Annotated in this window: 26 protein-coding genes; 6 read left to right on the plus strand and 20 right to left on the minus strand. The window is 41.5% G+C overall.

Going from position 1 to position 26,640, the window contains the following annotated elements; all coding sequences use genetic code 11:
* Position 1: 1 nt before the first annotated feature.
* The 3 genes from ACTU7M_RS01715 to ACTU7M_RS01725 all read right to left on the minus strand — a co-directional run bounded on the left by ACTU7M_RS01715 (position 2) and on the right by ACTU7M_RS01725 (position 4,756).
* Positions 2–955, minus strand: coding sequence for an ABC transporter permease (locus tag ACTU7M_RS01715; RefSeq protein ID WP_443472644.1), 954 nt, complete (start codon positions 953–955; stop codon positions 2–4).
* A 362-nt stretch (positions 956–1,317) separates the two neighbouring features.
* Positions 1,318–2,355: a 5-methylcytosine restriction system specificity protein McrC gene (locus ACTU7M_RS01720; RefSeq protein ID WP_443472645.1), complete on the minus strand. Its 1,038-nt coding sequence runs from the start codon at positions 2,353–2,355 to the stop codon at positions 1,318–1,320.
* Complete coding sequence (locus tag ACTU7M_RS01725; protein WP_443472646.1) at positions 2,348–4,756, minus strand: AAA family ATPase; 2,409 nt, start codon at positions 4,754–4,756, stop codon at positions 2,348–2,350. Before ACTU7M_RS01725 ends, ACTU7M_RS01720 begins: the two co-directional genes overlap by 8 nt.
* 196 nt (positions 4,757–4,952) lie before the next feature.
* Here ACTU7M_RS01725 and ACTU7M_RS01730 point away from each other — a divergent pair, with 196 nt between their 5' ends.
* Entirely contained in the window at positions 4,953–5,249 is a 297-nt protein-coding gene (locus ACTU7M_RS01730; protein WP_443472647.1) for a hypothetical protein, read from the plus strand.
* 64 nt (positions 5,250–5,313) lie between these two features.
* On the opposite strand, the gene ACTU7M_RS01735 is transcribed toward ACTU7M_RS01730, so the two are convergent.
* From ACTU7M_RS01735 to ACTU7M_RS01750, 4 genes are all read right to left on the minus strand, one after another.
* Positions 5,314–5,994: a hypothetical protein gene (locus tag ACTU7M_RS01735; protein WP_443472648.1), complete on the minus strand. Its 681-nt coding sequence runs from the start codon at positions 5,992–5,994 to the stop codon at positions 5,314–5,316.
* Positions 5,995–6,008: 14 nt separating this feature from the next.
* Positions 6,009–6,728, minus strand: coding sequence for a DUF5058 family protein (locus tag ACTU7M_RS01740; protein WP_443472649.1), 720 nt, complete (start codon positions 6,726–6,728; stop codon positions 6,009–6,011).
* 15 nt (positions 6,729–6,743) lie between these two features.
* On the minus strand, positions 6,744–7,886 hold the full coding sequence (locus ACTU7M_RS01745) for an ArgE/DapE family deacylase (RefSeq protein WP_443472650.1): 1,143 nt from the start codon (positions 7,884–7,886) through the stop codon (positions 6,744–6,746).
* 371 nt (positions 7,887–8,257) lie between these two features.
* Positions 8,258–9,409 (minus strand): MFS transporter, encoded by a 1,152-nt coding sequence (locus tag ACTU7M_RS01750; protein WP_443472651.1) that lies wholly within the window; start codon positions 9,407–9,409, stop codon positions 8,258–8,260.
* 184 nt (positions 9,410–9,593) lie between these two features.
* Between ACTU7M_RS01750 and ACTU7M_RS01755 the strand changes: the two genes are divergently transcribed.
* A complete protein-coding gene (locus tag ACTU7M_RS01755) occupies positions 9,594–10,865 on the plus strand; it encodes an amidohydrolase family protein (protein WP_443472652.1) in 1,272 nt (423 codons plus the stop codon).
* 52 nt (positions 10,866–10,917) lie between these two features.
* Here the strand turns inward: ACTU7M_RS01755 and ACTU7M_RS01760 are convergent, their stop codons facing one another.
* The 7 genes from ACTU7M_RS01760 to ACTU7M_RS01790 all read right to left on the minus strand — a co-directional run bounded on the left by ACTU7M_RS01760 (position 10,918) and on the right by ACTU7M_RS01790 (position 16,797).
* Positions 10,918–11,247, minus strand: a complete 330-nt coding sequence (locus tag ACTU7M_RS01760; RefSeq protein ID WP_443472653.1) for a four-helix bundle copper-binding protein — start codon at positions 11,245–11,247, stop codon at positions 10,918–10,920.
* Positions 11,248–11,330: 83 nt separating this feature from the next.
* The gene (locus ACTU7M_RS01765; RefSeq protein ID WP_443472654.1) at positions 11,331–12,119 is read right to left on the minus strand and encodes an ABC transporter permease subunit; all 789 of its coding nucleotides are present in this window, start codon (positions 12,117–12,119) and stop codon (positions 11,331–11,333) included.
* Positions 12,119–13,030, minus strand: a complete 912-nt coding sequence (locus ACTU7M_RS01770) for an ABC transporter ATP-binding protein (protein ID WP_443472655.1) — start codon at positions 13,028–13,030, stop codon at positions 12,119–12,121. The genes ACTU7M_RS01765 and ACTU7M_RS01770 overlap by 1 nt, the downstream gene beginning before the upstream one ends.
* A 126-nt stretch (positions 13,031–13,156) precedes the next feature.
* Complete coding sequence (locus ACTU7M_RS01775) at positions 13,157–14,083, minus strand: 2-keto-3-deoxygluconate permease (RefSeq protein ID WP_443472656.1); 927 nt, start codon at positions 14,081–14,083, stop codon at positions 13,157–13,159.
* Between the two features lie 130 nt (positions 14,084–14,213).
* Positions 14,214–14,753 carry a DUF3267 domain-containing protein gene (locus ACTU7M_RS01780; RefSeq protein ID WP_443472657.1) on the minus strand — a complete coding sequence of 180 codons (540 nt, stop codon included), beginning with the start codon at positions 14,751–14,753 and terminating at the stop codon, positions 14,214–14,216.
* 113 nt (positions 14,754–14,866) lie between these two features.
* Entirely contained in the window at positions 14,867–15,655 is a 789-nt protein-coding gene (yghU, locus tag ACTU7M_RS01785; protein ID WP_443472658.1) for a glutathione-dependent disulfide-bond oxidoreductase, read from the minus strand.
* A gap of 245 nt (positions 15,656–15,900) precedes the next feature.
* Positions 15,901–16,797 carry a LysR family transcriptional regulator gene (locus ACTU7M_RS01790; protein ID WP_443472659.1) on the minus strand — a complete coding sequence of 299 codons (897 nt, stop codon included), beginning with the start codon at positions 16,795–16,797 and terminating at the stop codon, positions 15,901–15,903.
* Between the two features lie 126 nt (positions 16,798–16,923).
* Here ACTU7M_RS01790 and ACTU7M_RS01795 point away from each other — a divergent pair, with 126 nt between their 5' ends.
* Positions 16,924–17,931 carry a YeiH family protein gene (locus ACTU7M_RS01795; protein ID WP_443472660.1) on the plus strand — a complete coding sequence of 336 codons (1,008 nt, stop codon included), beginning with the start codon at positions 16,924–16,926 and terminating at the stop codon, positions 17,929–17,931.
* Between the two features lie 259 nt (positions 17,932–18,190).
* Here ACTU7M_RS01795 and ACTU7M_RS01800 read toward each other — a convergent pair whose 3' ends face one another.
* The 6 genes from ACTU7M_RS01800 to pnuC form a co-directional block, all read right to left on the minus strand.
* Positions 18,191–18,904 carry an ABC transporter ATP-binding protein gene (locus ACTU7M_RS01800; protein ID WP_443472661.1) on the minus strand — a complete coding sequence of 238 codons (714 nt, stop codon included), beginning with the start codon at positions 18,902–18,904 and terminating at the stop codon, positions 18,191–18,193.
* The gene (locus ACTU7M_RS01805; RefSeq protein ID WP_443472662.1) at positions 18,904–19,668 is read right to left on the minus strand and encodes an ABC transporter ATP-binding protein; all 765 of its coding nucleotides are present in this window, start codon (positions 19,666–19,668) and stop codon (positions 18,904–18,906) included. Before ACTU7M_RS01805 ends, ACTU7M_RS01800 begins: the two co-directional genes overlap by 1 nt.
* A complete protein-coding gene (locus tag ACTU7M_RS01810) occupies positions 19,669–20,631 on the minus strand; it encodes a branched-chain amino acid ABC transporter permease (RefSeq protein WP_443472663.1) in 963 nt (320 codons plus the stop codon).
* Positions 20,631–21,512, minus strand: coding sequence for a branched-chain amino acid ABC transporter permease (locus tag ACTU7M_RS01815; protein ID WP_443472664.1), 882 nt, complete (start codon positions 21,510–21,512; stop codon positions 20,631–20,633). Before ACTU7M_RS01815 ends, ACTU7M_RS01810 begins: the two co-directional genes overlap by 1 nt.
* A gap of 115 nt (positions 21,513–21,627) precedes the next feature.
* Entirely contained in the window at positions 21,628–22,785 is a 1,158-nt protein-coding gene (locus ACTU7M_RS01820; RefSeq protein WP_443472665.1) for an ABC transporter substrate-binding protein, read from the minus strand.
* A gap of 400 nt (positions 22,786–23,185) precedes the next feature.
* Complete coding sequence (gene pnuC, locus ACTU7M_RS01825; protein ID WP_443472666.1) at positions 23,186–23,857, minus strand: nicotinamide riboside transporter PnuC; 672 nt, start codon at positions 23,855–23,857, stop codon at positions 23,186–23,188.
* A 156-nt stretch (positions 23,858–24,013) separates the two neighbouring features.
* On the opposite strand from pnuC, the gene ACTU7M_RS01830 reads away from it, so the two are divergent.
* The 3 genes from ACTU7M_RS01830 (at position 24,014) to ndk (ending at position 26,629) form a co-directional block, all read left to right on the plus strand.
* Complete coding sequence (locus ACTU7M_RS01830; protein ID WP_443472667.1) at positions 24,014–24,595, plus strand: rhodanese-like domain-containing protein; 582 nt, start codon at positions 24,014–24,016, stop codon at positions 24,593–24,595.
* 217 nt (positions 24,596–24,812) lie between these two features.
* Positions 24,813–26,015, plus strand: coding sequence for a saccharopine dehydrogenase family protein (locus ACTU7M_RS01835; protein ID WP_443472668.1), 1,203 nt, complete (start codon positions 24,813–24,815; stop codon positions 26,013–26,015).
* A gap of 209 nt (positions 26,016–26,224) precedes the next feature.
* Positions 26,225–26,629, plus strand: coding sequence for a nucleoside-diphosphate kinase (gene ndk, locus ACTU7M_RS01840; protein WP_443472669.1), 405 nt, complete (start codon positions 26,225–26,227; stop codon positions 26,627–26,629).
* Positions 26,630–26,640: the final 11 nt, after the last annotated feature.

Genomic DNA, 26,640 nt, shown 5'->3' on the forward strand with positions numbered 1-26,640 from the left:
TCTATAGAGCACTTCCGTCATCACTTATTTTATTTGCAATGGTATTTACCAATAAAAGTAAGATGACATTAATAACTGTGTTGAAAAGTCCTACAGCAGTTGAGTAACCATAGTCCCCCATTTGTAAACCAACCTTGTAGACATAAGTAGAAATAATCTCGGAGGTAGGTAAATTCATTGGTGTTTGCATCAAGAATGCTTTTTCATAACCCACGTTCATGATTCCTCCAACTGATAAAATAAATTGAATGACCATGATTGGACGTAAGGTTGGTAAATCAATGTACCAAATACGTTGGAAAATATTTGCCCCATCTATAAATGAAGCATCTATCAAATCTTGACTAACATTTGCTAGTGTGGCGGTATAAAGAACGGATGCCCAGCCCATTCCTTGCCAAATACCAGAAGCAATATAGATTGAACGGAAAAAGGATGTCTCACTCATGAATCGAATACTTTGTCCTGTTAAGCCTTCAATAAAGCTATTAATTGGTCCATTTGCAGAAAGGAAAATAAACAACATCCCCACTACAATTACTAGTGAAATAAAATTCGGTGCATAAAGGATCAATTGAAATCTTTTCTTCCACTTCGTACTCATTATCTGATTTAACGAAATGGCAAGTATAACAGGAGGAAAGAAGCCCAGTAAAAGTCCGTAGATACTAATTTTCAAAGTGTTTTCCAATAACATGCCAAAATTTGGTGAAATTATAAATTGCCTAAAGTTATCTAACCCTACCCAATCACTTCCCCATATTCCACGCAGTGGATTATAGTCCTTAAAAGCAAGTAATATTCCGTACATCGGAATATACTTAAAAACAAGCGTCAACAAGAGTCCAGGAACTAGCATAAGATATAGCAAACGGTGTTTCTTAAAGTACTCCCAATTCGAGGATTTTTCTTTTACTTTTACTTTTTCTTTAACTACCGTTGGAGAAGACTCCACTTAAATTCCTCCTTTTTGAAACGTTTCCAATATGTGAGAAAAAATAAAGTTTCCCGTTTTTGGAAACGTTTCATATTTGTTAAACACATAATAACTTGAATTGAAAGGGGTGTCAATTGTTTTTTTTCCAAATAATAAAAAGTATAGGGACGGATAAATCTTATTTGGATAATTAAACCTTTTTGGCTTCTAAACGAACTACAAATGGTTCAAAAAGCAATAATAAAACCATTTCGATTGTTTAAAAAATCTGAAATGGTTTTATTATTTTATAAGGTAGGACGATGAAATAGAAAACGTATTTCGTTAGCTACGGAAGAGAGCCTTCAGACGGAATACTTTTAATGTATGTAATAGATTTTTTATTTTATTCCAACAGCTATCGCTTCCAAATCACTTTGAATTTCTTTGAATTCTTTATTCAAATCAAGCGATTGGATAGTGATGCTATTTCCTGCCAAACTATAAGTTGCCTGTATTCGGTCTTCGTTGTAGGTCTGGGCATATAAAAGCATTCCCGAAACCTCTTTTTCTTGAGAAAACTGTTTGTTCTGCACATATGTAAAAATTTGGTACAAATTGTTCGAGTGATGTTTTCGGGTCTCAAAATTATGCTGATACATGCGCTTATAAAACTTGGTATCAATTATCAAGTCTTTTTCTTTCCCCGACAAAGTAATATCCGACTGCATCCTAGGTAAATGCGTCTTTTTCTGTGAAAAATCATCAAGAGCCCAACTAATTTGGCTCGCCCTGGGCTTTAATTCAGGATGATGTTTTTGAAAATAACACAAAACAAATTTTTCAAACAATCGGGATAAATTTTCTTCATTATAATCCGGTAATTGATTTTCTCCATTCTCTGAAGTTAGCAGGAGACTATTATATATGAAATAACAAATATTATGTAGCAATTCATATTCCTTGTTATGCCGATGGTATATAAGTTCCGACCACGAAACGTGTTGCAAACCTATTGTAGACACTTCGTTAAAATACGGCAAGAGACATTTTAAGCTATTCTTAGTCGTTTTTTTGACATAAGGATTCCTGATTATAAGTAAGGCTACTGTCTTTGGAATTTGATTATAAAGATTATTTTCCGTCATCTCATCGAATTCAACATGCAAGAGTTGCTTGCGTTGCATTCGATTAGCAATGGTCTTGCGTGGATTAATTTTCCCTCGTAAAACTGCTAAGTCTTCTGAGTAACGAACGTAGTCTTTAAAAAGTCCTTGTTTCACTTGTTTCCTAAGTCCATTTACCAGAATAGCCGCAAACAAATCGTGACTGTTCTGAAACATTTCACCAGCCATACGTTTATAAATAGGATGATTTAAATCCGTGAAAGCATATGACAGCATGTAATAAATATTCTTAATAAGAATTGTACTAGTCATTTCGGATAGCTCCTAACAGCTTTTCATGCCATATGCCTACTTGATCCGCATCATCAAACCAGTATTCTTGCAACATAGGAACGATTTCGTAATTAATGATTTCCATGAGCAACGCATCTTCATATGTATCCGTAATCAAGTAGCTGTGTCCTAACTGAAATCCCGAACCCAGAGATGGTTCCAAACTTATTGTTTCATTCAAATTTTTCAGAACCTCAACAACCCGATTGAAGTTATCTGAATCAAGGCCAGCTTGATATTCTTTAAAACCGAAAGAATCAAAACCAGGCTGCATCTCAAAGAAACTAAACCGTCGCCTCAACGCATAGTCAATCATGGCCAGACTGCGATCCGCTGTGTTCATCATTCCAATAATGTAGACATTGCTCGGAACCGAAAACTTTTTAGTTTTATACGCTAGTTCGATTGGAACGTCACGGTAGTCCGATTCAATTGCCACCAAGAGTTCACCAAAAATTTTACTGATGTTTCCGCGATTTATTTCATCGATAATAAAAAAGTAGGGTTGAGTAGGGTTATTATTTGCATGAATGCAAAATTCCACAAATTTACCATTTTTTAGGACAAAGGCATCTTCTTCCGGTTTATAGCCTATCACAAAATCCTCGTAGGTATAATTCTGATGGAATTGTACAAAGCCTATACGATTATCATCTTTCATTCCCATGTATGCATGCGCTAAGCGTCTGGCCAAAAATGTTTTCCCCACCCCTGGTGATCCCTGAAGAATAATGTTTTTCTTCCGTTTAAGTAGATTCACTAAAGTGTCGTAATCGCCTTCATTAATGAATACCTCGCTTAACAATTCTTCTTTCCCATAAGAAGGTATTTCATCCACTTCAGGGATAGGGTTATCTTCTCGAATGAGGTCCATCAAATGATAGAATTCTTCTCTAGTAAGTTTGAATAAGCTACCTTGTGTTCCGCTAAAAAACTCCATATCCTGTATTTCGTTTATCTCTTTCAGGTCATTGTAGGAAATTGGATGAATAAGTTCTTCTTGCTTTGTAATGCGCACAATCTCATCATCAGTATAAGCTATGGTTCCCAAAGCAACGATTTGCAATTCCGGCGAACTCTCATATCCTACAATAAGATCCCCCTCCTTGATTGCATTATAGTTTTTAATGATTTTTCGTCGGTTCCCATTTTCGTTATACTTCGTGTAATTGATACTTTCCCCAACTTTTATTTCCGAAAAATTCCATATTTTCGGGCTTGCAGTAACCCACCAATAATTAGCTTGGTCATGATCATAATCCATAAAATTTTCAAAAAGTAATTCTTTGGTATTCGTTTTGTCCTTTTTAATTGCTGGATTCGCAAAAAGTTGAATATCTGATAGATCAACTTGATCCAGAGCCGCACTCAGTTCGTCTCTTAATTGCCAAATGGTAGATCCTTCGACAGACGAATCTTTAACTGGTTCACCGGTATATAGAATCCGCCACCATTGTGGCTTTCCATTCACTTTGAACAAGTCACAATTTGTCTCTCTATGGATTCTCTCCGCCAAAGCAGAGGAACCCCGACTATAAAAATTCTTCAATTCCCCATACTTAGTTGCTAACTGTGTGCATGTAGCTGCTCCACTTGAATCTTTGAACCGTTTCATTATTTCTAAACTTCTACTATCAAAGACAGACGGATTATCCAAAAGTTCCTGCCATTGTCCCACTGAAATACCAGACGTATAATTACTTCCTTCGATATTTCCCCTTTCAGTCCAAGCCAAATTAGAGATCTCTGGAAAAGTAAGTTGTGTTTCCAATTCAATTTTCATTAATATGTTCAGATAGTCATGACCTGAGAGTGTGCTAGGTATTATATCAATATCGAAAGCATCGGAAATATATTTCCGGGAATTCGCATCTAATGGCATAAACTTTTTGGGTCGTATCCAATACAAACCGCACGTTAGCATCGCTATGCCATTAATTGATTTATCAAAAAACTCCGTGAATTTTTCTACTGAGGTATTCTCCTTGGATATTTTTAACGCCTCTGCAAACAACTCCCATAAAACACCCTCTTCTGTGTCTCCGAAAAATGAGTTTCTATTATCAACTACAGGAATTCCATCAAATTCTTCTGGAATGGGAGACAGAATACCCAAGACCTCTGCAAATGCTTTAGCTAAAGCCGTACGGTTACTATTCTTAGTTCCCCGATTGAATGTTGCCAAGACAGAAAAAGGATCAATATGGTAATTACGCGGTTCCCACCAATCATCTCTTTCAAAATGGAGGTAAGTCATAAACGGTTGCGTTTCTGATAGTTCACGCACAATTTCAAATAACGCATCCCGTTTATCATAAAAACCCAGTAACTTGTCAGCAAACTCTTCGTAAAAAGGTATCCATTGATACTCATTATCCATATACTAATCACCTCGTAATAATAATTGTCATATTAATTGTACCATTAATGTATTAAGTGTTTAATTGACATAACAGAGTCAATTGTTAGTGGTTGTTTTGCAACTTATAAATAAAAACCCACTCCTCAAAGAAGCGGGTTTCTTCTGAGTATCAAACCCGTTTCAATGGTATACTAAAAAGAAAGGGGTTTCACAAATGAGCGCACGTACGGCAAGAATTTTATTATTCATTTATGCTCTTCTTTATTTCGTAGTCTTCACCTTATATTTCCGGGTTGAATCAACTTTAAGTATGGCCTATTACCCTTTTGGACTCATTCATCTCGGCATCATCATCGCAATGGCATTGACACTGCTTGTTTTTGCTAGAAAAAATATCTTTGTGCACTACAAAAAGCTCACTTACAATAATATTTTTCTGTTTTTGAGTTATACATTGTTGATTGTCATTTGTTCATGGAAACTAAGTGAATGGTTTGCCGTTTTATTATAAAAAATAGCTGTCCATCTTTGTACACTTTGGTTGATGTACAAGGATAAACAGCTCTATTTCTATATTACGAATCCAACAACCCACGCTTATGCAGCAAGTAGGCGACCCCAACAGACAAGGCCATAACCGAAATCAATACATAACTTTGAACGGCACCGAAATTTTCTGGGCCGATGAATAAGTAGGCTCCTAATGCGATGATGATTGGCGTAATTGTGAGCTTTTTCGCTTTAAACAGCTGTGGAAGTGTAATCGCGCCCAGTAAAGCAGGTGTAATATTATCAAATCCCGGCTTTAACACGGGATTACTTAACAGTGGTGCCAGGATTTCTCCGACCACGAAATTACCCAAAATCAAGATTGCAATTGTTACCAAAGAGGATATACCAACACTAATGATGGCAATGACATCCCCTTTATCCGAACCTGGCTCCACGTTTGCAATTTTGTGGCCTGAAACAACGGCAGGCAATTTCATATTCAAAATGTTACCCGTAATGGAACTCAAGTACATGGCCCCAGCGCCAAATACAGGATAGTAGGAAATATTCTCTACCACTGCTGTCGGCAGGAATGTCGCAATCAAGCCGATGGACGCCGCAAACACTTCACTGAATTTGAAATCCGTTCCATAATAATAAGCCGTTCCAAAAGGGACAAGCAACATAAAGAACAAGGCAATCATACTCGTCAATCGTCCCAGACGGTTTATACGTCTGCTAAATAATTCATTTTTTTCGTTCATTTCCCTTCACCCCCTCAGACCAATTGAACATAGAGAATGACTGTCGCCATTCCCACGATTAAAGCAATCGGCAAGGAAAAATCACTTAACCCTCGCAGATTTGTCACTTCGGCCACTCTGTTCAACATCATGACCACAATTCCTGAACTAACAAAAGCGATGATTGCTTCGATATTCTGGACGTTTGCGACATAAGGGACTGATAAAGTAACAAGCAGCGCAACAAACAATGCACTGGAGAAGACGGTGATAAATCCACCGGCAACTTTTTCTTTTCGACTCTTTGAAAATTTATCCAAACGGCTCATGAAGAGAATGTTGAAGACAATTCCCCAAATAATCCCTATCGTCATTACAAACATGATGATCACAAAGTTTCTTGGAGTCATGTTCGGATCTGTGAAGCCTTTCAACCCCATGCTTTGGGCTGCCAAATCAGCTGCCATCCCTTCATAAGCGGCCGAACCAACAACCGACAAACGCAGCCAAGGAAAATATCTTCCTAGCGCTTGCGAGAGAGCCAACATCATCACAATAATCGGCAAGGAAGGGACAATTGAAAAGATGGCACTATTGGTCATCGTACGGCGCATGACCTGCTTGGACAAGCCAATTTCCTGACCCCTGCGCCAAGCAACCATAACAAAAATAAACGCTTGGATAGCAACTACACCAATTATTAAAGCACAAAGCAGAAAGACAATTGGCCCATTGGCTATTTCTAGATAATTCACATTACTCACTCCTCATTACATTAAATAATCTTTTGCCACGTCAACAAACAAATCACAGAAATAGAGATAGTCGTCAACTTCCACGTATTCATCAACGGTATGGGCTAGTGCCGTTTCACCAGGTCCAAAAATAGCCAAATCAAATTTTTTCTCGACGCGGCAGAAGTTGGATGCATCCGTTGCCCCGCCTAAGCCAACTGCGGGTAGATCCCGACCCGTTACTTTACGGATGGATTGGACCAACGCTGATTCATCCGAACGTTCAACGGCCATATTATTTTGTAACACATTTAATTCCAAGCGTCCATTAATCGTTGCATTTATTTCTTCAATCGTGGAATTTAAAATATCCAGTACCACTTGGTTGTCACATTCCGGAATAGTACGGGCATTGGCTTTCAGGATTGTTTGTTCCGGCACACTGTTGATCTGAGTCCCACCTTCGATGACGGTAAAGACATTCAACATCCGGCCCAACTTTTCATTGTTGGCTGTTTTTCCTGCCGCTTCGAACTTCGCATCCGCTTTGGTAATGAACGCATTCATCTGCATCAATGCGTTGATACCTTTTTCTGGTATGGAACTATGGGCTGCACGGCCGTGAGAAATAACTTCATATTGAACAGACCCTTTGTGGGCAGTGATGATGCCATCTTTACCAGACGGTTCACCAATAATCATCGCATCGATATCATCCAAATAGCCTTCATCTGTTAATTGTTTAGAACCATACATCCCGATTTCCTCACCAACAGAAGCAACCAGACGTAACGTGCCACTGAAATCTTTTCCCGATTCTTTTAACTCAATCAATGCAAGCACCATAGCGGTAAGTCCGGCCTTCATATCCGTCGTGCCGCGACCATACATTTTGCCATCCACAATTTCTGCACCATAAGGATCGTAAGTCCACTCTTTCAAATCACCAGCCGCTACTACATCCATGTGACCACTGTAGGCAAGGACTTTCCCAGATTGGGTACCTTTGATTTCAGCGACTAAATTACTTCTTCCGGGAACATATTCAATTAGCTTAGATTCAATGCCATACTCAGCCAATAAACGTTGGAAATATTCTGCAACTGCCGTTTCATTGTTGTTCTCTGATTTTATTTTGATAACATCTTGCAACACCGAAATTTTCTCTTCTCTATTCACTCCGCTACACCCCTAATTGTATTTTAATTTATAACGCATCAACCCTATACCAAAATAGGAGTTAGTAAAGTATATTTGTCACACACCTCATTATAAACTGTATTATACCAACAATTTGCACGACAAAAAAGACCACCTAAGAAGATGGTCTTAACGCATGGGATGTGTCTGATTCAGACTTTGAAGATGATTAAACCATTTCGCTCTCTAAATGGACTGAAAATGGTTCAAAAAACAATAATTAAACCATTTCGACTGCTGAAATTTTGCAAAATGGTTTAATAACACATAATAAAACCATTTCAGTGTTTCTAGGCAGCTCAAATGGTTTTATTATTCTACTATATTAGTTCTTAATCAAGTTGATAAGTCTAAGCCAGCGCCCGCTTCGCAAAAACTGATACCACAATCCCAACCACCAACAAAACCATCGCCATCATTACAATCGGTGCAGATGACCCGTTTGCCAACAACCACCCACCTACCGTGCTACCGATCATGATGGAAAAGTTAAAAGCAGCTGATTGTAAGGAGGTCGCAATAGCAGTCCCGCTAGTTACTTGACGGGTGACGGCTGTTTGGAAAAGTGTCACCAAGGCACCAAACCCAATGCCCCAGAGGATAAAGGAAAAATGATGCAGAACGGTCAAGTCTGTCCAATAGAACAATGCCATTGCAACGCCTGCCGACGCCAACATGCCAATACAAACCGCTTGTAAGTGGCGGTCGATGAAGCGGCCGGCAATCAAGACCGATAGGATTGAGCCAATACCAAACAAGATTTGTGCCAAGCCGATGCCCGGATAATTCATGTCACTTACCAGGTTTGTGATATAGGTGTAAACCCCGTAGTTCGCCACCACTGCCAGAATGGTCAGCAAAATCACCAGTAACACCCCTTTGTTTTTCAACATAGTAAAGGGGGAATTGGATTTGGAACGTTTCTCGCCCACAACATGAGGCAAATAAATCTGACACAATATGCCGATGATCAAAACGAAAATTCCCATGACAACAAATTCAGTATGAAAACCAAAAGCGGTCCCAATCATCGTCATGATGGGCAAACCGAGACTCATTCCGAGCGTAGTCCCTGCCATGATTACCGCCACTGCCTTGCCATATTCGTGTGGGGCAACCAAACTCATCCCGTAAGCGGAAATCATCGGCCATAACGCCCCCGCACAAATACCACCGACAACCCGCGCCCCCACCGCCAGCCAGTAATTGGAAGTGAAACCTACGACCAGGTTCGCAGCGGCAAACCCCGCCAACAGAATCATCAATAGTCGTTTCCGGTCCCATTCAACTGTTGCCGAAACAATTGGAATCCCAAAGATGGCACTGGCGATGGCATATTGCCCGACAAAGCCACCCGCTTGTGCTTCGGTGATGCCGAAACCAGCAGCCATTTCAGGCAATACACCTGAAGGCATTAACTCAGATAAAATAGCCATAAATGTGATACTACCCATTAAAATAAATACCGGCCAAGAAAAGCCATGTTTGTGTGTTTGTTGCATGAAAATAATTCCTCCTACAGATTTGTGATTAGATACTGCATTCCATCATATCAACATTTTGAAACAAAATCAAAACAATAAATATAACGGGTTATTTCAACATATATATTATTTTTCATCGGGTTTGCAATATTCCCTTAAAGGTAGTAGAGTGGATATAGATTAATTTAGGAGGTTATATGGATTGAATAAAAAATTCATCAATGCCACCATCTACAAACATGATGGCGCATCAGAAATTTTAGTGAAAGATGGAAAGTTTGCAGCCATCGGCAAAGACTTAGGTGAGGCAGACGAAATCATCGACTTGCAAGGGCGCTTTGTTCTACCGCCTTACGTGGATTCCCACTTGCATCTCGACTACTACTTCACAGGTCAAGATGACGAAATCAAAAATGAATCAGGGACTTTATTTGAAGCCATTGATTTGTGGAATGACTACAAAAAAGGCACCACTAAAGAAGAAATGAAAGAGCGTATCCGTCAAGCTGTTAAAGACGTGGCTTCATACGGGACACAATACATCCGTGCGCAAACTGACTGTACGGATCCAAACCTAACTGGTATTAAAGCAGCGATTGAAGTGCGTGACGAATTAAAAGATAACATTACGATCCAAGTAGTGGCATTCCCACAAAACGGTATGTTCTCTTATAACGAAGAAGGTAAAACAGGCCGTGATTTGGTAGAAGAAGCATTGCAATTGGGTGCTGACTGTGTGGGTGGTATTCCGCATAACGAATGGAGCCAAGAAGACGGAAATGCATCCGTCAAGGAAATCGTTCGCCTAGCTATCAAGTACAACAAATTGATTGATGTACACTGTGACGAAACCGATGATGACCAAGCACGTTTCCTGGAAATGCTGAATGCTGAAGCGATGAAACAAGGTTACGGCAAGTCAACCACTGCTTCGCATACGACTTCATTTGGCTCAGACAATGACTCCTACGCTTTCCGAATGATGGGCTTGTTCCGTCAATCCGGCCTTAACTTCGTGGCTTGTCCAACTGAAAACTTGTTCTTACAAGGTCGTCAAGACACGTATCCAAAACGTCGTGGTCTGACACGCGTAAAAGAATTCGTTGATAATGATATCAACGTGGCATTCGGTCAAGACTCCATCGTTGACTTATGGTACCCTGCTGGTTCAGGAAACATGATGAATATTTTGGACAACGGTATTCATGCCACACAATTGATGCGTGAAGAAGACTTCCCACGTAACTTCGATTTGGTAACTTATAATGGCGCAAAATTGATGCAACTAGAAGACGTATACGGTTTGGATGAAGGCAAACCAGCAAACTTTATCGTCCTGGATGCACCAAATGCCTTTGAGGCACAACGTCGCCGCGTTGAATGTTTAGCTTCTGTCCGTAATGGTGAGTACTTGTTCAGTAAACCAGTACGCGTTTATGAAACAGAACTGGATATTGACCGTAAGACAAAATAAAAAAACGACCCGCTCTCAGGAATGAGAGCGGGTTTATTTGATTTATTCACTTCTAAGCATTTACATACGCTTTACATGCCGCTTCACATTCCCGACAAGCTTTAGCACATTCTTGGCAATGATCATGGTCGTGTTTCTCACATTCAGTTGCACATTCATCGCACGCTTTGGCGCATAGAGCTACGAGTTCTGGGAATAATTTACTTTCACGGCTGGCAAAAGCTACGACCATCCCACACATATCCGCGCATTCACGGTCGGTTCGGATGCAGTCCGCCATCATCGCAACATGTTCTTCTCTCAAACAGGCATCGAAACAATTATTACAAGCTTTTTGACATGCGACAACTTTGTCCACTAACGTATCCAATGTTTCATTCATTATCATTCGCTCCTTTATCGTTTGTCTCTCCTTTTATCTTACTCTTCAACAAAATGGATGGCAAATGATATCCTAAATCATTTTTAATAATTTATATCCCGCTTTGTATATCTGAATAGCCCCAAAAATAGAATAACAATTGTATAGCCATAGTTAACGGTGATATACTTCCACGATAGAGCATCATTCTCGATAAGTAATGCCGTGCTACTATAATGGAAAGGTGTAAACCACCTTAATATTTCCCAATTTTCAGATAGATTTGAAACAACAAGCAATGCATAGAGAATCACCACGACGAAAGTACCGATAAATGAAGATTTAAAAGGCAGAAGCTCGATAATCCCAAGTGCTAACAAGCCAATATTCAAATACAGAAAAAAGCTGACTAGATGAATATTAAAAAATAAAGCATGGTTCACTTCCTGCCCCGTAATATAAATCCCGATATATCCGATGATATAAATACTGGCAACAGCGGTAAATATTATCACGGCAGTCGCCAAAACTTTCTCGATAATCACGCGCGTCCGGCTGATAGGATGCGTCAACAAGAATTCACTTGTATGCTCTTTTTCTTCTTTAGAGAGCATATTACCCCCTATCATGGCCGCGAAAACACTCAAACTTAAATTGACCAAGACATCATGTTCCATGCCATAAAAGCCCTCCAAGGTGGACATGTTTGCTAAATCAATATTCACGATATCCGTAAATGCGCTTAAGTCACCAAACATCGTAGCCATATTTTGAGCATCTTCCGAAAACACAGGATACAAGGAAATGACCATTAGCATAAACAAGCCCAGAATCGTGCCGGTAATGAATGCGGTCGGGAGATTGCGTTTGAGTTCATTCTTAAAAATATACATTATTCATCCCTCCCACTCATAGTAGTGCCAAGATAAAAATGGCGGAAAACTTCGTCTAAATCCGGCTCAATAATGGAAAGGTCGGTCATAGTGTCTTTGTATTGATGAAGAGCAGTTAATAAATTTCCCAAGGTATCTTGATATAAGAAACTAATGCTATCTTTCGTTCGAATGACATCTTTCATATAATTTTCCAGTTCAGGAATAGCGGTCAAGCCTTGCACCACCACACGTTTCACCGCTGTTTTCCGCAGTTCATCCATGGGCCCTGAGGTAATAATATGCCCATCTTTGATGATAGCTGCTTTCGTACAGTATCTTTGTACTTCAGTCAGGTTATGGGATGATACGAAAATCGTTGCTCCGTTATTGTGGCGTTCCTGCATTTCTTCCCAGAAAAGGGATTGCATCAGAGGGTCCAGGCCACTTGTCGGTTCATCAAACATGTATAGCTCAGGTCTGTGGTGCAAGGCACAAATAATACTTACCTTTCTACGGTTTCCGAAAGAAAGCTCTTTGATTTTTTTATGGGGATCCACATTGAATTTTTGCATGAGGCGTTGACTTTCAGCCTTAATGTCAGATCCGTTTCCACGTAATCGGGCTGAAAAATCGATCATTTTTTGTACTGTTAAATATTCATAAAAGAATACCTCAGATGGGATATAGCCTATACGCGATAGTATCGCTTGGTTCTGGGTCGAGACTGTCTCGTTGAAAATTTCCGCCTCACCAGCAGTAGCCTGTATCAATCCCAACAGGATGCGCATGGTTGTGCTTTTACCTGCCCCGTTCGGACCCACAAAACCATAAAAATCGCCTTTTTGAATAGCAAGGTTAATGTCTTCTATTGCAAATGATTTTTTATACTTTTTAGATAGATTTCGTATAGCAATAATCGGTTGCTCCATCATAAAAACCTCCTTTTCACGCTCTTGAGTATATATTCATTATACCATCACATGCAACGTGACTTAAAATGCCCATAAAAAAGAGCCATGATTTTTCCTGTTTAGGTTAAATCATGGCTCTTTTATTTAGTTCTTTTGATTTGCCAGTTTGGCAACAATGAATGGCGTAATGACACTAGTCACTACCACGACTAATAATACTTGTGATGCGGCTGCACCAACATAGTCTCCTAACAATTCCGGATAGATGGCACCAACCAATCCAGCAGTGGAAACGGAAAGACCCGCTACTGTCATAAAGGTTGCCCCAACTGTTCCATCATTTTTCAATACAAAGCGGTCGATAAGAAGCATGGAGAAATTGATGATATAGAATAATACCGCCAAGATAAGGCCGCCACCACCGGCTTGTAGTGCATCAATCAAGTTCAATCCGTAACCCAAGTTCCAGCCCATCAGGAACGTCAGTCCTGGTAGAGCCGGCATAAAGAACGCTCTAAAGTTAGGATCAAGATTTCCAAAAACAACCCCGGCAGCCATTGGAATCAACGTACTGATAACCGGTGTCCAGTCCATCCCACCACCGCTGGCAATGCCATAAATAATCATCGGAACAGCTGCAATACTGAATAAACCGGTAATACCATAAACTGCCGTATCCTGTTCATTGCCATATTGTTGCATCAAAGATAAGTAAACGGCTGGGTTAATCGAACAAATGGTAATGGTAAAGGCCAAGGCACTAATTCCCATCACGCCACTTTGGCCAAATAAGGAAATGTATAATAGGCTAATTCCGCCAGCGATAACGAATTTTGCCAAAAGCAAAACCCCTTGGCGTTTTAGCGCGTAACCGATTTTCTTGAGATCAATACCCGTTCCGGAAGCAAAACAGATGGCACCAATGATGCCGTTCGTCCCTGCCCCACCGAATATATGCTCCGTTAAGCCACCCACTTGAAACAGATTTGGCCAGAACGTGTAAATGAAGGCACTGGTCAGCATCGGAACCAAGAATGTCCCTGCTGGAACTTTTTTTATTGCATTTAACATTTATTATCTCCTTTTGATTAATATATTTTGACCGTATTCCCTAAAAAACTTCTTTCCTATCATGGCATATTGAAAACGCTTGTGTCAAATTGATTTTTATATTCTTATGAGAACAGGAATTTTTTACAGCTTATTGATAGACATTAAATCCCGTTGCAGTATCTTCGAATTTTGCTCCTTTTGGTGATTGGAGTATGAGTTTGAAAAAATAGAAATCCCCGATACAAGAGCCTGCATGCAACGAAACTAAAAGGACATAATCGAAATTCGCCATACTCGAAAGAGCATAGAATAACGTTAAACCAATCGTAATCAATATAAAGGGAGCCAAGCAGATAATGCTGTATTCCCGGGCAGAGTATTTCGACCCAGGGCTAGAGGCATAAGCCATAAAATTTTTAAATCCGAATAGCACCTTTTGTTTAGGCTGGAATAATTTGAAAAAGATGCCATGAATCAATTCATGGATAACGATGAGAGCAAAGTAAATCGCTAAATTTGTGAATAAATGCATCAGTCCCGATGAGTTTGAATCAAGTGGTGGACGAATAGTAGAAGCAATAACAAAAAAAACAACATAAAAGAAAAACATTAAAATGATTGCCCAAATATTGAGTTTCAACGCAAGTTTCTTGTTATCCAGTAAATTTAATTCTTTAATTTTCTTCATTGATAACCAATCCCTTCTCCGCTTTTGTATAGTTATTATACCAGTACAAACCCAACAAAAAGCACCCAATACTCGAACACTGTCTGTCCAAGTATTGGGCACTTTTTTAGCTGTTATTGCTCGTTAATTGGTTGATAAGTTACATCCAGACCTTTTTGTACACCCGGTCTTTCGGCAATGCGGTTTGCCCATTCAACAAGGTGGGTATATTCCAGGACATTCAAGAATTCGTCAGATCCTTCATAGAGGTTTCCTAGTACTAATTGTCCGTACCAGGACCAAATGGCGATATCCGCAATCGTATAACTATCGCCGGCCACATACGGGCGCTGTGCCAACGTTTTATCCAATAAATCCAATTGGCGTTTGGTTTCCATGGTAAAGCGATCGATTGGGTATTTCATTTTTTCTGGCGCATAAGCAAAGAAATGCCCAAATCCGCCACCCACATAGGGGCCGGACCCAATTTGCCAGAATAGCCAATTCAGTGTTTCGGTACGACCGTGAATATCGGTTGGAATCAGTTGCTGGAATTTCTCCGCTAAATAGAGAAGAATAGAACCCGATTCAAAAACTTCCACCCGCGGATTTTGACTTCGGTCAACGAGCGCTGGAATCTTGGAGTTGGGATTAATGCCCACAAAGTCCGAACCGAACTGATCGCCTTCTCCGATATTAATTTTATAGAGATCGTATTCTGCTCCAGTAACACCGAGCTCTTTTAGTTCTTCCAACATAATCGTAACCTTTACGCCGTTCGGAGTCCCTAATGAATAAAGTTGAAACGGAGCTTCTCCTACTGGTAATGTTTGTTCGAAACGACTGCCCGCTGTGGGATTATTCCCCGTTCTGTTGGTATTTTCATCTTCCCATTGCCATACTTTCGGTAATTCGTAAGTCATCTCATACCACTCCTCATTAAAATTATTACGTATCTTCATCATACTATTCTTACGACAGAGAGGCTACGTTTTAGCTTTGATAAATCAAAAATCGGAAGCTGTTCTTTAGATAATTCCGACTTTTGGGTTTTCTCGGAAGAATAACAACGATTTGAAAATTCTCCTTCCGAGTTTTAAAAAAAGTCGGAAGGAGAATTGTTTTGCCGATGATATACTGCCGAGTATTGTATTTCAGGGCTTTTAGATTAACACTCTAATCTGAAAGCCTGCCGCAACAGGTGGTAAATTTGCTGGTATTGTTCGCGGAAAAAACTGTTTTTCAACGTCACAAAGTTGAATTCGCGTTGTTCGGCATAATCGACAATGTTGATCAGCGAAAGCTCCCCGGATTCTATTTCCTGCTTGGCGGCAACCTCAAACAAGAACGTAATTCCCAATCCCTTGGTAACCATATGCTTGATGGCTGCCATGTTACCGATTTCGATGATTTTATCGAACGTATCCAGTGAATAATTGCGGTCCTCCAGGATATGCTCGAATATTTCCCGCGTTCCTGAACCATGTTCCCGCAAAATCAAGCGGCTATTCTTCAATCCTTCAAACGGGATTTCTTGCTTAGCAAATGTCGCTTGCGGGGAACAAACGGGCACGAAGTTTTCGCGGCTGAAAAGCGTTGTGTCATAGTGAGATTTATCAAACAAGCCTTCTACGAGGATGAAATCCAGTTCTCCCTTATTCAATTGTTCCAGCAGGGATTTAGTGTTGGCAACCGTCATGTGGAAGGTCATTTCGGGATGCCGTGTCAGCAAATCGGAAAGAATAGGTGGCATCACATATTCCCCAATCGACAATGTCGCCCCGAAAGAAAAATGGAGCGACTCCGCCTTAATGGTCTGGATATTTTCCTTGAGGTGCTGAGAGTCGGAAAAAACAGTAATCGCAAATTCTTTTAAAAGCTTTCCTTGTTGGGTCAATTGTATCTTTCTGTTAGAGGTATCAAACAATTTACAGTCATAATATTCCTCCAGAAATTTGATGTGTTGGGATACTGCCGGTTGGGTAATATGCAAGTGCTCGGCGGCTTTGGTGAAGCTTCCATGTGAATAAAGTGCAAGAAAGGTTTCATGTCTAAAGTCTAGCAAGAGAACAACTCCTATCCATAAGATGAACTAATGATATCATTATAAAACATAATTATTTTTTATCCACCTGCCATGATAGACTCATTTCATATTATCTTTTGTCCAAAGAAAGGAATGAGTTATTAAATGAGTCAAAAACTATCTTATTCATCCGGAATTATCTTATCCGCCCTTATCGCAGCTATCGCTTATATCATTAATGGCCTGCTACCGATTGATTTACTAGGAGCGACCCTCATTGCGTTGCTGTTGGGAATGGCGCTGAATCCACTGGTTGCGAACTATGAAGTCCTTGATCCTGGGATGAACTGGACTTCCAAGAAAATCTTGCGCGTGGGGATTATCCTTGCCGGAATCACGCTAAGTTTCTCGCAAGTTCTCCAGGCAGGTAAATATGCTCTCGTCCTGCTCGCCTTCACACTTGTGACCGCATTTGGTGTCGGCTATTTATGTCATAAAGTATTCAAGATCAATTGGAAGCTCGCGGGCCTCCTTTCGGTTAGTACGGCCATCTGCGGTGGAACGGCCGTTGCGACAGTTGGACCCACCATTAACGCAAAAAATCGGGATATCGCCTACGCCATTTCCGCTACATTTATATTTGATATTATCACTGTCATTGCGTTCCCCTGGATTGGCCAGATGTTAGGGCTCAGTGACACGGGCTATGGCCTATGGGTTGGGACGGCCGTGAATGACACCTCTTCGGTCGTGGCGGCAGGGTACGCATTTTCTGATGCAGCCGGCGTCTTGGCAACTATCGTGAAACTCACCCGTACCTTGTTTATTGTGCCGATTGTCCTCATTTTTTCGTGGATTCATGCAAAAAAAGAAACGCAGGCCACAGGTACCGTCAAGGTTGATATTGTAAAAATATTCCCATGGTTCATCCTGGGTTTTCTGGCTGTCGTCGCAGTAAGAAGTACGGGTCTTGTTCCGGACGTGATGGTTGGACAGATTTCGGCGCTTTCGAAATTTTGTTTAGCTATGTCATTAGCCGCAATCGGCTTAAAAACAAGTTTCAAAGAAGTCACGGAAGTCGGTATCAAGCCAATGATTGCCGGTGTCGTTATTGATGTATCTGTAGTCATCGTTGCGTTGATTGTGCAAGGACTGATTATGAAATATATTTAGACAATAAAAACTGATTGCGTCCAAAGGATACAATCAGTTTTTTTGTACACTGCCTTGAGTGATTATTCAAAAGGAAAAATGCTTACGAGTAATCACTTTGGGCCAAAAAACGATTACTCACAGCTTTATTTGTCCCTGAGTAATCACTTTCCGAAAAAAACGATTACTCAACCAAAAATTACGGTTTGAGTAATCACCCTCACACAAAAACCCAGAACAGCCCCCTCGCTCAGGAGCTTGTTCTGGGTTTAACTCATTATTATTTTTTCTTTGAACCGCCCAGATAAGCGTCCAAGACACGCGGGTCGTTTGCCACTTCATTGGCGGGACCTTCCAGCACAATTTGTCCGGTTTCCATCACGTAGGCGTAGTCGGCGATGCTGAGAGCCTTTTTGGCATTTTGTTCCACCAACATGATGGTCGTACCGGTCTTGGCAACTTTCTGGATAACTTCGAAAATTTCTTGCACAACAAGCGGTGCCAATCCCATGGATGGTTCATCCAGCAGCAAGAGTTTCGGGCGTGCCATGATGGCGCGTCCGATGGCCAGCATCTGCTGTTGACCGCCTGATAGCGTTCCTCCCAATTGCCCGCTCCGCTCTTTCAGGATCGGAAATTGTTGGAATATTTTCTCCAGGTCTTCTTGCACTTCGCCGTCTCTTCTTTGATAGGCACCCATTTCAAGATTTTCCAGAACCGTCATCCCCTGCAAGATTTGCCGGCCTTCCGGTACCAAGGAAATGCCGCGCTTAACTATTTGGTGAGGCGCCAATCCTTTAATTGACTGCCCCGCGAAAAGGATATCACCAGATGTCGCCTTTAAAGTACCTGTGATAGAGCGCATCGTCGTGGTCTTGCCGGCACCATTCGCGCCGATCAAGGACACAATCTTGCCTTCCGGTACATTCAAGGAGATATCTTTCAAGGCCTGGATATTTCCATATCCGGCTTTAATATTTGTCAATTGCAACATTACATGTCATCCTCCTTGCCTAAATATGCTTCGATGACTTGCGGGCTTTTTTGAATATCGCCAGGTAGACCTTCCGCGATTTTCGAGCCAAAATTGATTGCGACCATGCGATCGCAAATATTCATCATCAAGTTCATGTCATGTTCGATCACGATGATGGTAATACCCAGTGCACTGATTTTACGCATCAAATCCATCAGGCGTTCCGTCTCACTGTCATTCATCCCCGCGGCCGGCTCATCCAGCAGCAACAATTTCGGTTGCGAGGCCAAGGCACGCGCAATTTCCAAGCGGCGTTGTTTCCCATATGGCAATGAGTCGGCCGGCTTATCGGCATCATTCAGTAAGTTAACCATCGCCAACAATTCGCGCCCTTTCACGAAGGCCGCTTCCTCTTCTTCTTTTTGAGTCTTCGAATGAAAAACGCTTGAGAAGAAGCCCGATTCTAGTTTGCTGTGCATGCCAATCACAATGTTTTCCAGAACCGTCATATGGCCAAACAGGCGGATGTTTTGGAAAGTCCGGGATATACCGAGCTTTGCAATTTGATGGGGTTTCAGCAGTGCCAATTCTTGCCCGTCCAGGGTGATTTTTCCTTCGCTGACAGAAAAGACTCCCGTGATCAGGTTGAACAAGGTCGTTTTCCCGGCTCCGTTTGGTCCGATAATACCCAAAATCTCGCCTTCATTGACCGCAAAAGAAATGTCCTGCGAAGCCGCAACCCCGCCAAAATTTTTGCTGACATTTTCCAACTGTAACAACATCTACTCCACCTCCGCCACTTTTACTAATTTTTCAGGTTTTTTATTAAAAATTGTTTTGATTTTACGGAGGAGTTCCGTGGTCAAGATTCCGTCAGGCCTGAATGCCATCAAGACAACCAGCATGATACCATAAACCGTATCGCGGTAATCCGCCATAAAACGCAGGATTTCCGGCAACAATGTTAATACCGTTGCGCCTAAAATCGGTCCCCAAATGACATTGCTCCCGCCAAAGACCGTGAACAAGAGGATGTCGATGACGCGCGAGTAGGCAAAATCACCCGGATTTATGAAGAAGGTCGCATGGGCATAAAGGGCCCCGCCGATACCGGCTAAAAAGGAACTGAAGACAAAGGCTACCATTTTATATTTGACCACATCGATACCGGTCAATTCCGCCGCATGTTCATCCCCTTTGATTGCCGCAAAAGCGCGGCCGACCCGGGAGTTGTCCAGCTTCAACCAAAAATGAGTAATCAAAACCACCAATAAAAAGAGCACCAATACGGATGCCACTTGGCCTGCCACCTGGAAATCAAGGCCCAACGCGTCAATGATCCCCAACTTATTCAATACACTTGCCAGGCTGATGCTGAGTGACGGGATCCCGTTCAAGCCCAGGGCGCCATTGGTGATTTCCATATTCAAGAAAACCACCCGCACCACTTCACCAAATCCAAGTGTCGCAATCGCCAGATACAATCCTTTCAGACGGGTCGTCGGCAATCCGATTACAGCGCCAACCAAGGTCGCCGCCACGCCACCAGCAAAAATAGCGATTGGCATTGGAACACCTAGACGCATGGTCAACAGTGCTGAAGTATAGGCGCCAACACTCATGAAGCCGGCTGCCCCAAGTGAAAACTGGCCACTTGCCAAAGTGATGAAGACGCTGATTCCCAAAATTGCATTGATTAAAATAAAAGTCCCGATTTGTAAATAATATGGGTTAAATAGCTCCATTATGGACGTCCTCCTTGCTTGATGCTACCGAACAATCCCTGCGGTCGCCAGAATAAAATAATGATAATCATTCCAAAAGCCACTGCATCGCGGTAGGCGGATGCACCGTAAGCCACGGTCAAAATTTCAGCAACCCCCAATAAAAAGCCACCGACCATTGCACCTTTGATGTTGCCAAGACCACCCAAGACCAGCACTGCCAATCCTTTGAAGCCCATCGAAACGCCCATCATTGGTTCAATCGCATCGTATGTCAGACCGATCAAAACCCCTGCAGCCGCACCCATGCTTGTCGCCAACATGAAGGTGTAAACAATCACGCGGTTGGTGTCGATACCAAGAATACTCGCCGCTTCCGGGTTTTCTGAAGTGGCCCGAATCGCCTTGCCGACTTTCGTCTTGTTAATCAACAGGTTCAATGCCACCATCAAAAAGACCGCCGTCCCTAAACTAATAATTTGAATCAAGGAAATTTCGAAAAATGGAAAACGAATAATTTTTCCGGAAAAGTTATTCGGGAATGACCGTGTCTGCGGTCCGAAAATCAACAGAATGATACTTTGCATGAAAATTGATACACCAATGGTACTGATCAGTGGCGCCAATTCATTTTTAGTGTTTCGACGCAACGGACGCAACGCCAGTATTTCCATCAAAAAGCCCAAGATGGCACCACCCACCATCGCGCCAATCATTGCCACAAAAATATTGGCATTAAACTGCGTTACCAATACCAAACCAATATAAGCGCCGGCCATAAACATGGACCCATGTGCCATATTGACGATTCCGAGTACCCCTTGAATCAAGGTGTAACCAATAGCTATAACGGCATAGGCGCTACCAAGCGTCAAACCGTTGATCAATTGCTGAATAAACACAAGCTTTCCTCCTTCTTACTTTCAAATATCATATCTTTTGAAAATCACTCGTTAATAGCCTGCTAAAGCAAGAAACGCCGGGACAGTTTTCTCGCCCCAGCGATTTCCAGAAAAATTATTTAGTCAATTCGACAAATTCGCCATCTTTAACTTGTAAAACCTGAATATCCATTTTTGGATCCCGATTTTCGTCAAATTCAAACTTGCCGGTGACGCCCTCGAAGTCCTCGATAGCCGCCAAAGCATCACGGAATGCCGCACGGTCTGTTGCGCTGCCTGAATTTTCAAAGGCCGTATACAGCAAGTTGATGCCATCATATGCTTGCGCTGCAAATTGATCGGGTTCACGCTCATATTTTGCTACATATGCTTCACGGAAGTCTTTAACGATTTCAGCATCTTTACCTGGGAACCAAGGTGTTCCGACAATCGCTCCATCGGCCGCTTCGCCTGCTTGTTTCAACAATTCAGGTGAGTTGAAACCGTTCGAACCGATAACCGGTTGTTCAATTCCCATGCTACGTGCTTTTTTCATAATCAAGGCACCTTCTTGATAAAGCGACGCTACTGCCAACATATCTGGATTGATTTCTTTAATTTTCGTCAATTGCGCTGAGAAATCAGTGTCCCCATCAGCGAATGTCTCAACGGCAACTACTTCAACACCTACTTCTTTGAAGGCTGCCTCCAATGTATTGTAAACCGAAACCATTTGGTCATTGTTTTGTGAATACATGATTCCTACCGTTTTATACCCAAGTGCTTCATGCGATTTTTCTACCGCTGCGGTAACGGCCAAAGCTTCAGGTACGGCATTACGGAAAATATAGTCCCCGATGTCCGTGATTCCATCAGCAGTCGTTGATGTTCCCAGCGCCACGATACCCGCTTGTTGCGCGATTGGACCGGCTGCAAACATCGTTCCGGAAAGCATCGGACCTTGAACAGCCAGAACATTGTCTTTGTGAACCAATTTGTTCATAGCGTTGATTGCTTCGTTTTTATCGCCCTTTTCATCTTCGATCAACAAATCAATCTGTGCGCCACCCTTGGCATTGATTTCTTCAACAGCCAGTTCGGCACCCTCTTTAATAGAGATACCATACGCTGCTGCGCCCCCTGTTGTTGCGGTGATTAAACCAAACTTCACGTCCTCACTATCTTTTGCGGCCGTGCTGCCCGCTTCTGCATTCGTTGCGCAACCTGCTAATGCCAGCATTGAAAAAGTTGCAGCTGAGAACTTAACCAAACGATTGATGAATTTTCTCTTCATGTTGATATCCCCCTTTTTTTCTTTATTCGAAAAAAATACACCCTCGCATAGCAACCTATGCTAAAGTGTCGTCTTTGAACTAATCATTCGCTTGAGGTTATACGCCATTATAAAAAACAAAAAATTGCGATAAAATTATGTAAATACCCAACAGGCATACACTTTTCAGGCTCATCAATCAATATAAGACTATTTTTTCAAAAATGTTATTCCTTATTCTTACAAATAATGAGAGAATTGTCAAACAATTCTAACAATTATTTAATTTTAAATACTAAACTCTCATTTAACGGTTTTAAACGACTGTATGCGGTAGTTTTTAATAGAACGAAACAGGGCCGACAGCACATAAAAATGCTGTCGGCCCTGTTGCCCTGTAACTATTTATGATACGTATAAATTAAGCAGCGTCTGATTGACCCAGTCCCCAGTTGACCCAGCCGCGCACACTGTTTAAAGCAAAACACAAATACATAATCGCCATCTGCGGTTGACCAACGCCTAGCCAAATCACGATTCCGATGACATTTGTGACACCCCAGAGCCACCATGAATGACGATTACGACGCATCTGCATCACTTGCGCCACGATTGCGGTCGAATTATTTAAAGCATCCAAAATAACATACTGACCACCCATCAGATAGGAAATAACACCTAGGATAACACCACCACCCACCACAGCCAACGTAATAGTTTTCCAGTCAGTGGTTTTAACAACCTTGATGTCACCTTCACTGGCATCATCGCTTTTATTTTTAATCCAGCTCGGCAAACCGATGAACAGATTACTCAAAAAGTAAAAAGCTGACATAAACATGTCGCCATACAAAGCCGATTTAAAAGCTTGCCCTGTCGCAAACAAGTTCTGGGTCATGTTGAACGGGAAGTTCCATGTCTTGGCATGTGCCAACCCGATCGTTCCCACTAAGCCCAACCAAGAAACAATGTTGGCCAAGGTGAACCAGCCATTTTTCATACTGCCATTAAAAGTCAGTAAAACCATCGCTGCTGTGACCGCAATGTTAAACCATTTGATCTGTTCTTTTTTCTTTTCTAAAATGTGTTCCAAGATACTTTGCTCCTAATCGTTTGATTGTGGGTAAATTTTCCGCTTCTTAATATATCACTATCCCCAAGCCATCGTCCAGTTACTTTTAAAGAACCCGTTAAACGTTATATAATCAACTTATACAGAATAACTGCTTAATATAAGGAGGAAAAACACATGAAGAAATTAAATTATCCTGAAATTGCGGACGCGCAAATCATCGACATCCGTTCCCAACTGGCCTTCCAAAATGGCCATGCGAAAGGCTCACTTAACCTTACCGCCAAAAATTTCAAAAAATATGCGGGAGACTTTTTGTCCCAAGACCAACCCCTTGCCTTTGTGGTTGGCGAAGAAACACCAGACGAAATTGCGGAATTGGAAATCATCGCCCGGGAAATGGGATATGCCCATCTCGCTGGCTATCTCGTGATTGATGAGATTCCAAAAGAGACTATCCAACATTCCGACACCATCACCGCCGCAGATTTCCTGAAAAAAGAGAGTGATTTTATTTTGCTGGATGTGCGCCACCCGGACGAAATTACGCGCCCAGCTCCGGAAAAAAACCTGATCAACATCGCACTTGAAGATTTAGCAGCGAACTACCAGGACCTCGCCAAGAATAAAGATGTCTATACCCTCTGTGGTTCAGGTAACCGTGGCACCACCGCCGCTTCCTATCTTGAAACAAAAGGCTTCCAGCCCATCATCATAGAAGGTGGCATGAAAGCCATCCAAGAAACGATGAATCCTTAAGAAGTAACACACTCCCCGCTCTTATAGCGGGTTTTTTTATCGTGGAAAATATTAACATGACTAGTATCTTCGCGTTTTTAATCAGCTTTCTATAAAATTGTTTATAAAATCACAAAATATTTTTTCGAAAAAAGCTACTTTGAAAGCGTTTGATTTAATTATCGTTAAATGATACGATGATATTGTGAATAAAATAACAAGAAGAGGGTGTTTATTAATGAAAGTATTGGTTTTAGGTGGCGCTGGTGCCCAAGGTTATTATGCGATTGAAAAAATGGCAGCGGATGATATTTATGATGAAATTATTATATCGGATTACGATGGTGAAAAAGCGAAACAAACGGTCACAGGTTTTAATAATCCCAAAATGACTGCCATGCAGTTGGATGTTTACGATACCGATAAATTAATGGAGGCAATGAATGGAGTTGATATCGTAGCGAACTGTACCGGTCCGTTCTACCTTCTTTTGCCGCCAATAATGAAAGCGTTCATGGCATCAGACTGTAAAAAATACGTTGATTTCTGTGATGATATTCAAGCATTTGAGGAAGTCATGACGAAAGAAGCCAAACAAGAAGCAATAGATAAAGAGAAACAGATTATTATTGGACTTGGAGGAAGCCCTGGTGTTATTCCAGTCGAGATAATGCATGCCGTTTCAATGATGGATGATGCACATTCTGTACAATTACATATGATCATGGATGAACTGGGTGAAAGTGGACCGGCCGTGTGGGATCATATGATTGAGAACTTTAACGGCAAAGTAGGCGTTTGGAAAGATGGCAAATACCAAGAAGAAAATGGGCTTGCAGTTGTCGAACAATATGATTATGACCCACGCGTGTTTGGTGATGTCGGTAAAATAGATGTTTTCTCACTTGGACACCCGGAGGTCTACACTCTTCCGCAAGTTTTGCCAAATTTAGATGAAATAAAAATCAAAGTTTCGATGTATCCTGTAAATACGATGGACATGGTCAAAGATTTTAATCGTATCGGTTTATTAGAAACAGAAAAAATTGAAGTAGACGGTGTTGAAGTTGCTCCACGTTCTGTCTTACTCAAGCTGATGGAAAAATTATACAATAATCCAAAAGTGAAGGGTTTCTTAACCGATGAGCATCGTGATGTAGAGGATAGACCAAGCGGATCAGCCATTACAGTTCTTGGTAAAAAAGATAATAAAGGCGTTAAATATGTGAGTTCATTCAATACCCTGATGGGACCAATTACCGGATATCCAGTAGCTGTCGGTGTGCGTTTGCTGGCCGAAGGTAAAGTAGCAAATGGAATGATGATTCCGGAAGAAGCCATTACGAATCCTGGTGAGTTTGTAGAGGAAGTATATGCTTCAATCCCTGAATTAGGCTACTTCTTAGAGCGTGAAACAGCGATTGAATATAATTTGGCATAATTGCGTCTTTACAAACATTTTTTACTTCTACAATTTTGGGGACTGGAAAAACGCCAGTCTCTTTTTTAGTTGTGATCATTACTTCTCATGCGCTCGGACAGGGTAGCCTTGACGCTATCGTTCGCAATCGGTCCCTAGCGTGGGCAAAGCGTGTTCCTCATCTCAAGACGGTTTGCTATACTAATAGAAAATTACAAAGGAGTTGCACTATGCCACACGAAAAAACGTATATCATGTTAAAACCCGATGCCGTAAAACGTCGCCTCATCGGTGAAATTGTCTCACGCATCGAGAAAAAAGGCTATCACATCACGCAAGCAAAATTAATGACGTTAGATAAAACGGTCATCGCTGAACATTATGCGCACCTAGTGGACAAACCATTTTACCCTAAACTCGAAGCCTTCATGACTTCCGGTCCGGTATTTGGCATGGTCGTCGAAGGTGAAAATGCCATTGCCGGCATGCGGCAAATGATGGGTCCGACAAACGTTTTTGAAGCAAGCCCGGGCACAATTCGTGGCGATTATGCCACCAACGTGACTGAAAATGTCATTCATGGATCTGATAGTGCAGAGAATGCAACGATTGAAATCAAACGCTTCTTCGGGTGAAGCAAGCAATA

Source organism: Jeotgalibaca sp. A122 (assembly GCF_052266715.1).
In the GTDB taxonomy this organism is placed as follows: Bacteria; Bacillota; Bacilli; order Lactobacillales; family Aerococcaceae; genus Jeotgalibaca.

Bases quoted from the DNA above. Each gene is read 5' to 3' on its own strand.
- ACTU7M_RS01730 (WP_443472647.1), top strand. From the start codon at position 4,953: ATGAGCGCACGTACGGCAAGAATTTTATTATTCATTTATGCTCTTCTT.
- ACTU7M_RS01780 (WP_443472657.1), bottom strand. From the start codon at position 14,753: ATGAAGAAAATTAAAGAATTAAATTTACTGGATAACAAGAAACTTGCG.
- ACTU7M_RS01735 (WP_443472648.1), bottom strand. From the start codon at position 5,994: ATGAACGAAAAAAATGAATTATTTAGCAGACGTATAAACCGTCTGGGA.
- ACTU7M_RS01750 (WP_443472651.1), bottom strand. From the start codon at position 9,409: ATGCAACAAACACACAAACATGGCTTTTCTTGGCCGGTATTTATTTTA.
- ACTU7M_RS01810 (WP_443472663.1), bottom strand. From the start codon at position 20,631: ATGGAGCTATTTAACCCATATTATTTACAAATCGGGACTTTTATTTTA.
- ACTU7M_RS01800 (WP_443472661.1), bottom strand. From the start codon at position 18,904: ATGTTGCAATTGACAAATATTAAAGCCGGATATGGAAATATCCAGGCC.
- ACTU7M_RS01775 (WP_443472656.1), bottom strand. From the start codon at position 14,083: ATGTTAAATGCAATAAAAAAAGTTCCAGCAGGGACATTCTTGGTTCCG.
- ACTU7M_RS01770 (WP_443472655.1), bottom strand. From the start codon at position 13,030: ATGGAGCAACCGATTATTGCTATACGAAATCTATCTAAAAAGTATAAA.
- ACTU7M_RS01805 (WP_443472662.1), bottom strand. From the start codon at position 19,668: ATGTTGTTACAGTTGGAAAATGTCAGCAAAAATTTTGGCGGGGTTGCG.
- ndk (WP_443472669.1), top strand. From the start codon at position 26,225: ATGCCACACGAAAAAACGTATATCATGTTAAAACCCGATGCCGTAAAA.
- yghU (WP_443472658.1), bottom strand. From the start codon at position 15,655: ATGACTTACGAATTACCGAAAGTATGGCAATGGGAAGATGAAAATACC.
- ACTU7M_RS01830 (WP_443472667.1), top strand. From the start codon at position 24,014: ATGAAGAAATTAAATTATCCTGAAATTGCGGACGCGCAAATCATCGAC.
- ACTU7M_RS01820 (WP_443472665.1), bottom strand. From the start codon at position 22,785: ATGAAGAGAAAATTCATCAATCGTTTGGTTAAGTTCTCAGCTGCAACT.
- ACTU7M_RS01765 (WP_443472654.1), bottom strand. From the start codon at position 12,119: ATGTATATTTTTAAGAATGAACTCAAACGCAATCTCCCGACCGCATTC.
- ACTU7M_RS01795 (WP_443472660.1), top strand. From the start codon at position 16,924: ATGAGTCAAAAACTATCTTATTCATCCGGAATTATCTTATCCGCCCTT.
- ACTU7M_RS01725 (WP_443472646.1), bottom strand. From the start codon at position 4,756: ATGGATAATGAGTATCAATGGATACCTTTTTACGAAGAGTTTGCTGAC.
- ACTU7M_RS01760 (WP_443472653.1), bottom strand. From the start codon at position 11,247: ATGAATGAAACATTGGATACGTTAGTGGACAAAGTTGTCGCATGTCAA.
- ACTU7M_RS01835 (WP_443472668.1), top strand. From the start codon at position 24,813: ATGAAAGTATTGGTTTTAGGTGGCGCTGGTGCCCAAGGTTATTATGCG.
- ACTU7M_RS01720 (WP_443472645.1), bottom strand. From the start codon at position 2,355: ATGACTAGTACAATTCTTATTAAGAATATTTATTACATGCTGTCATAT.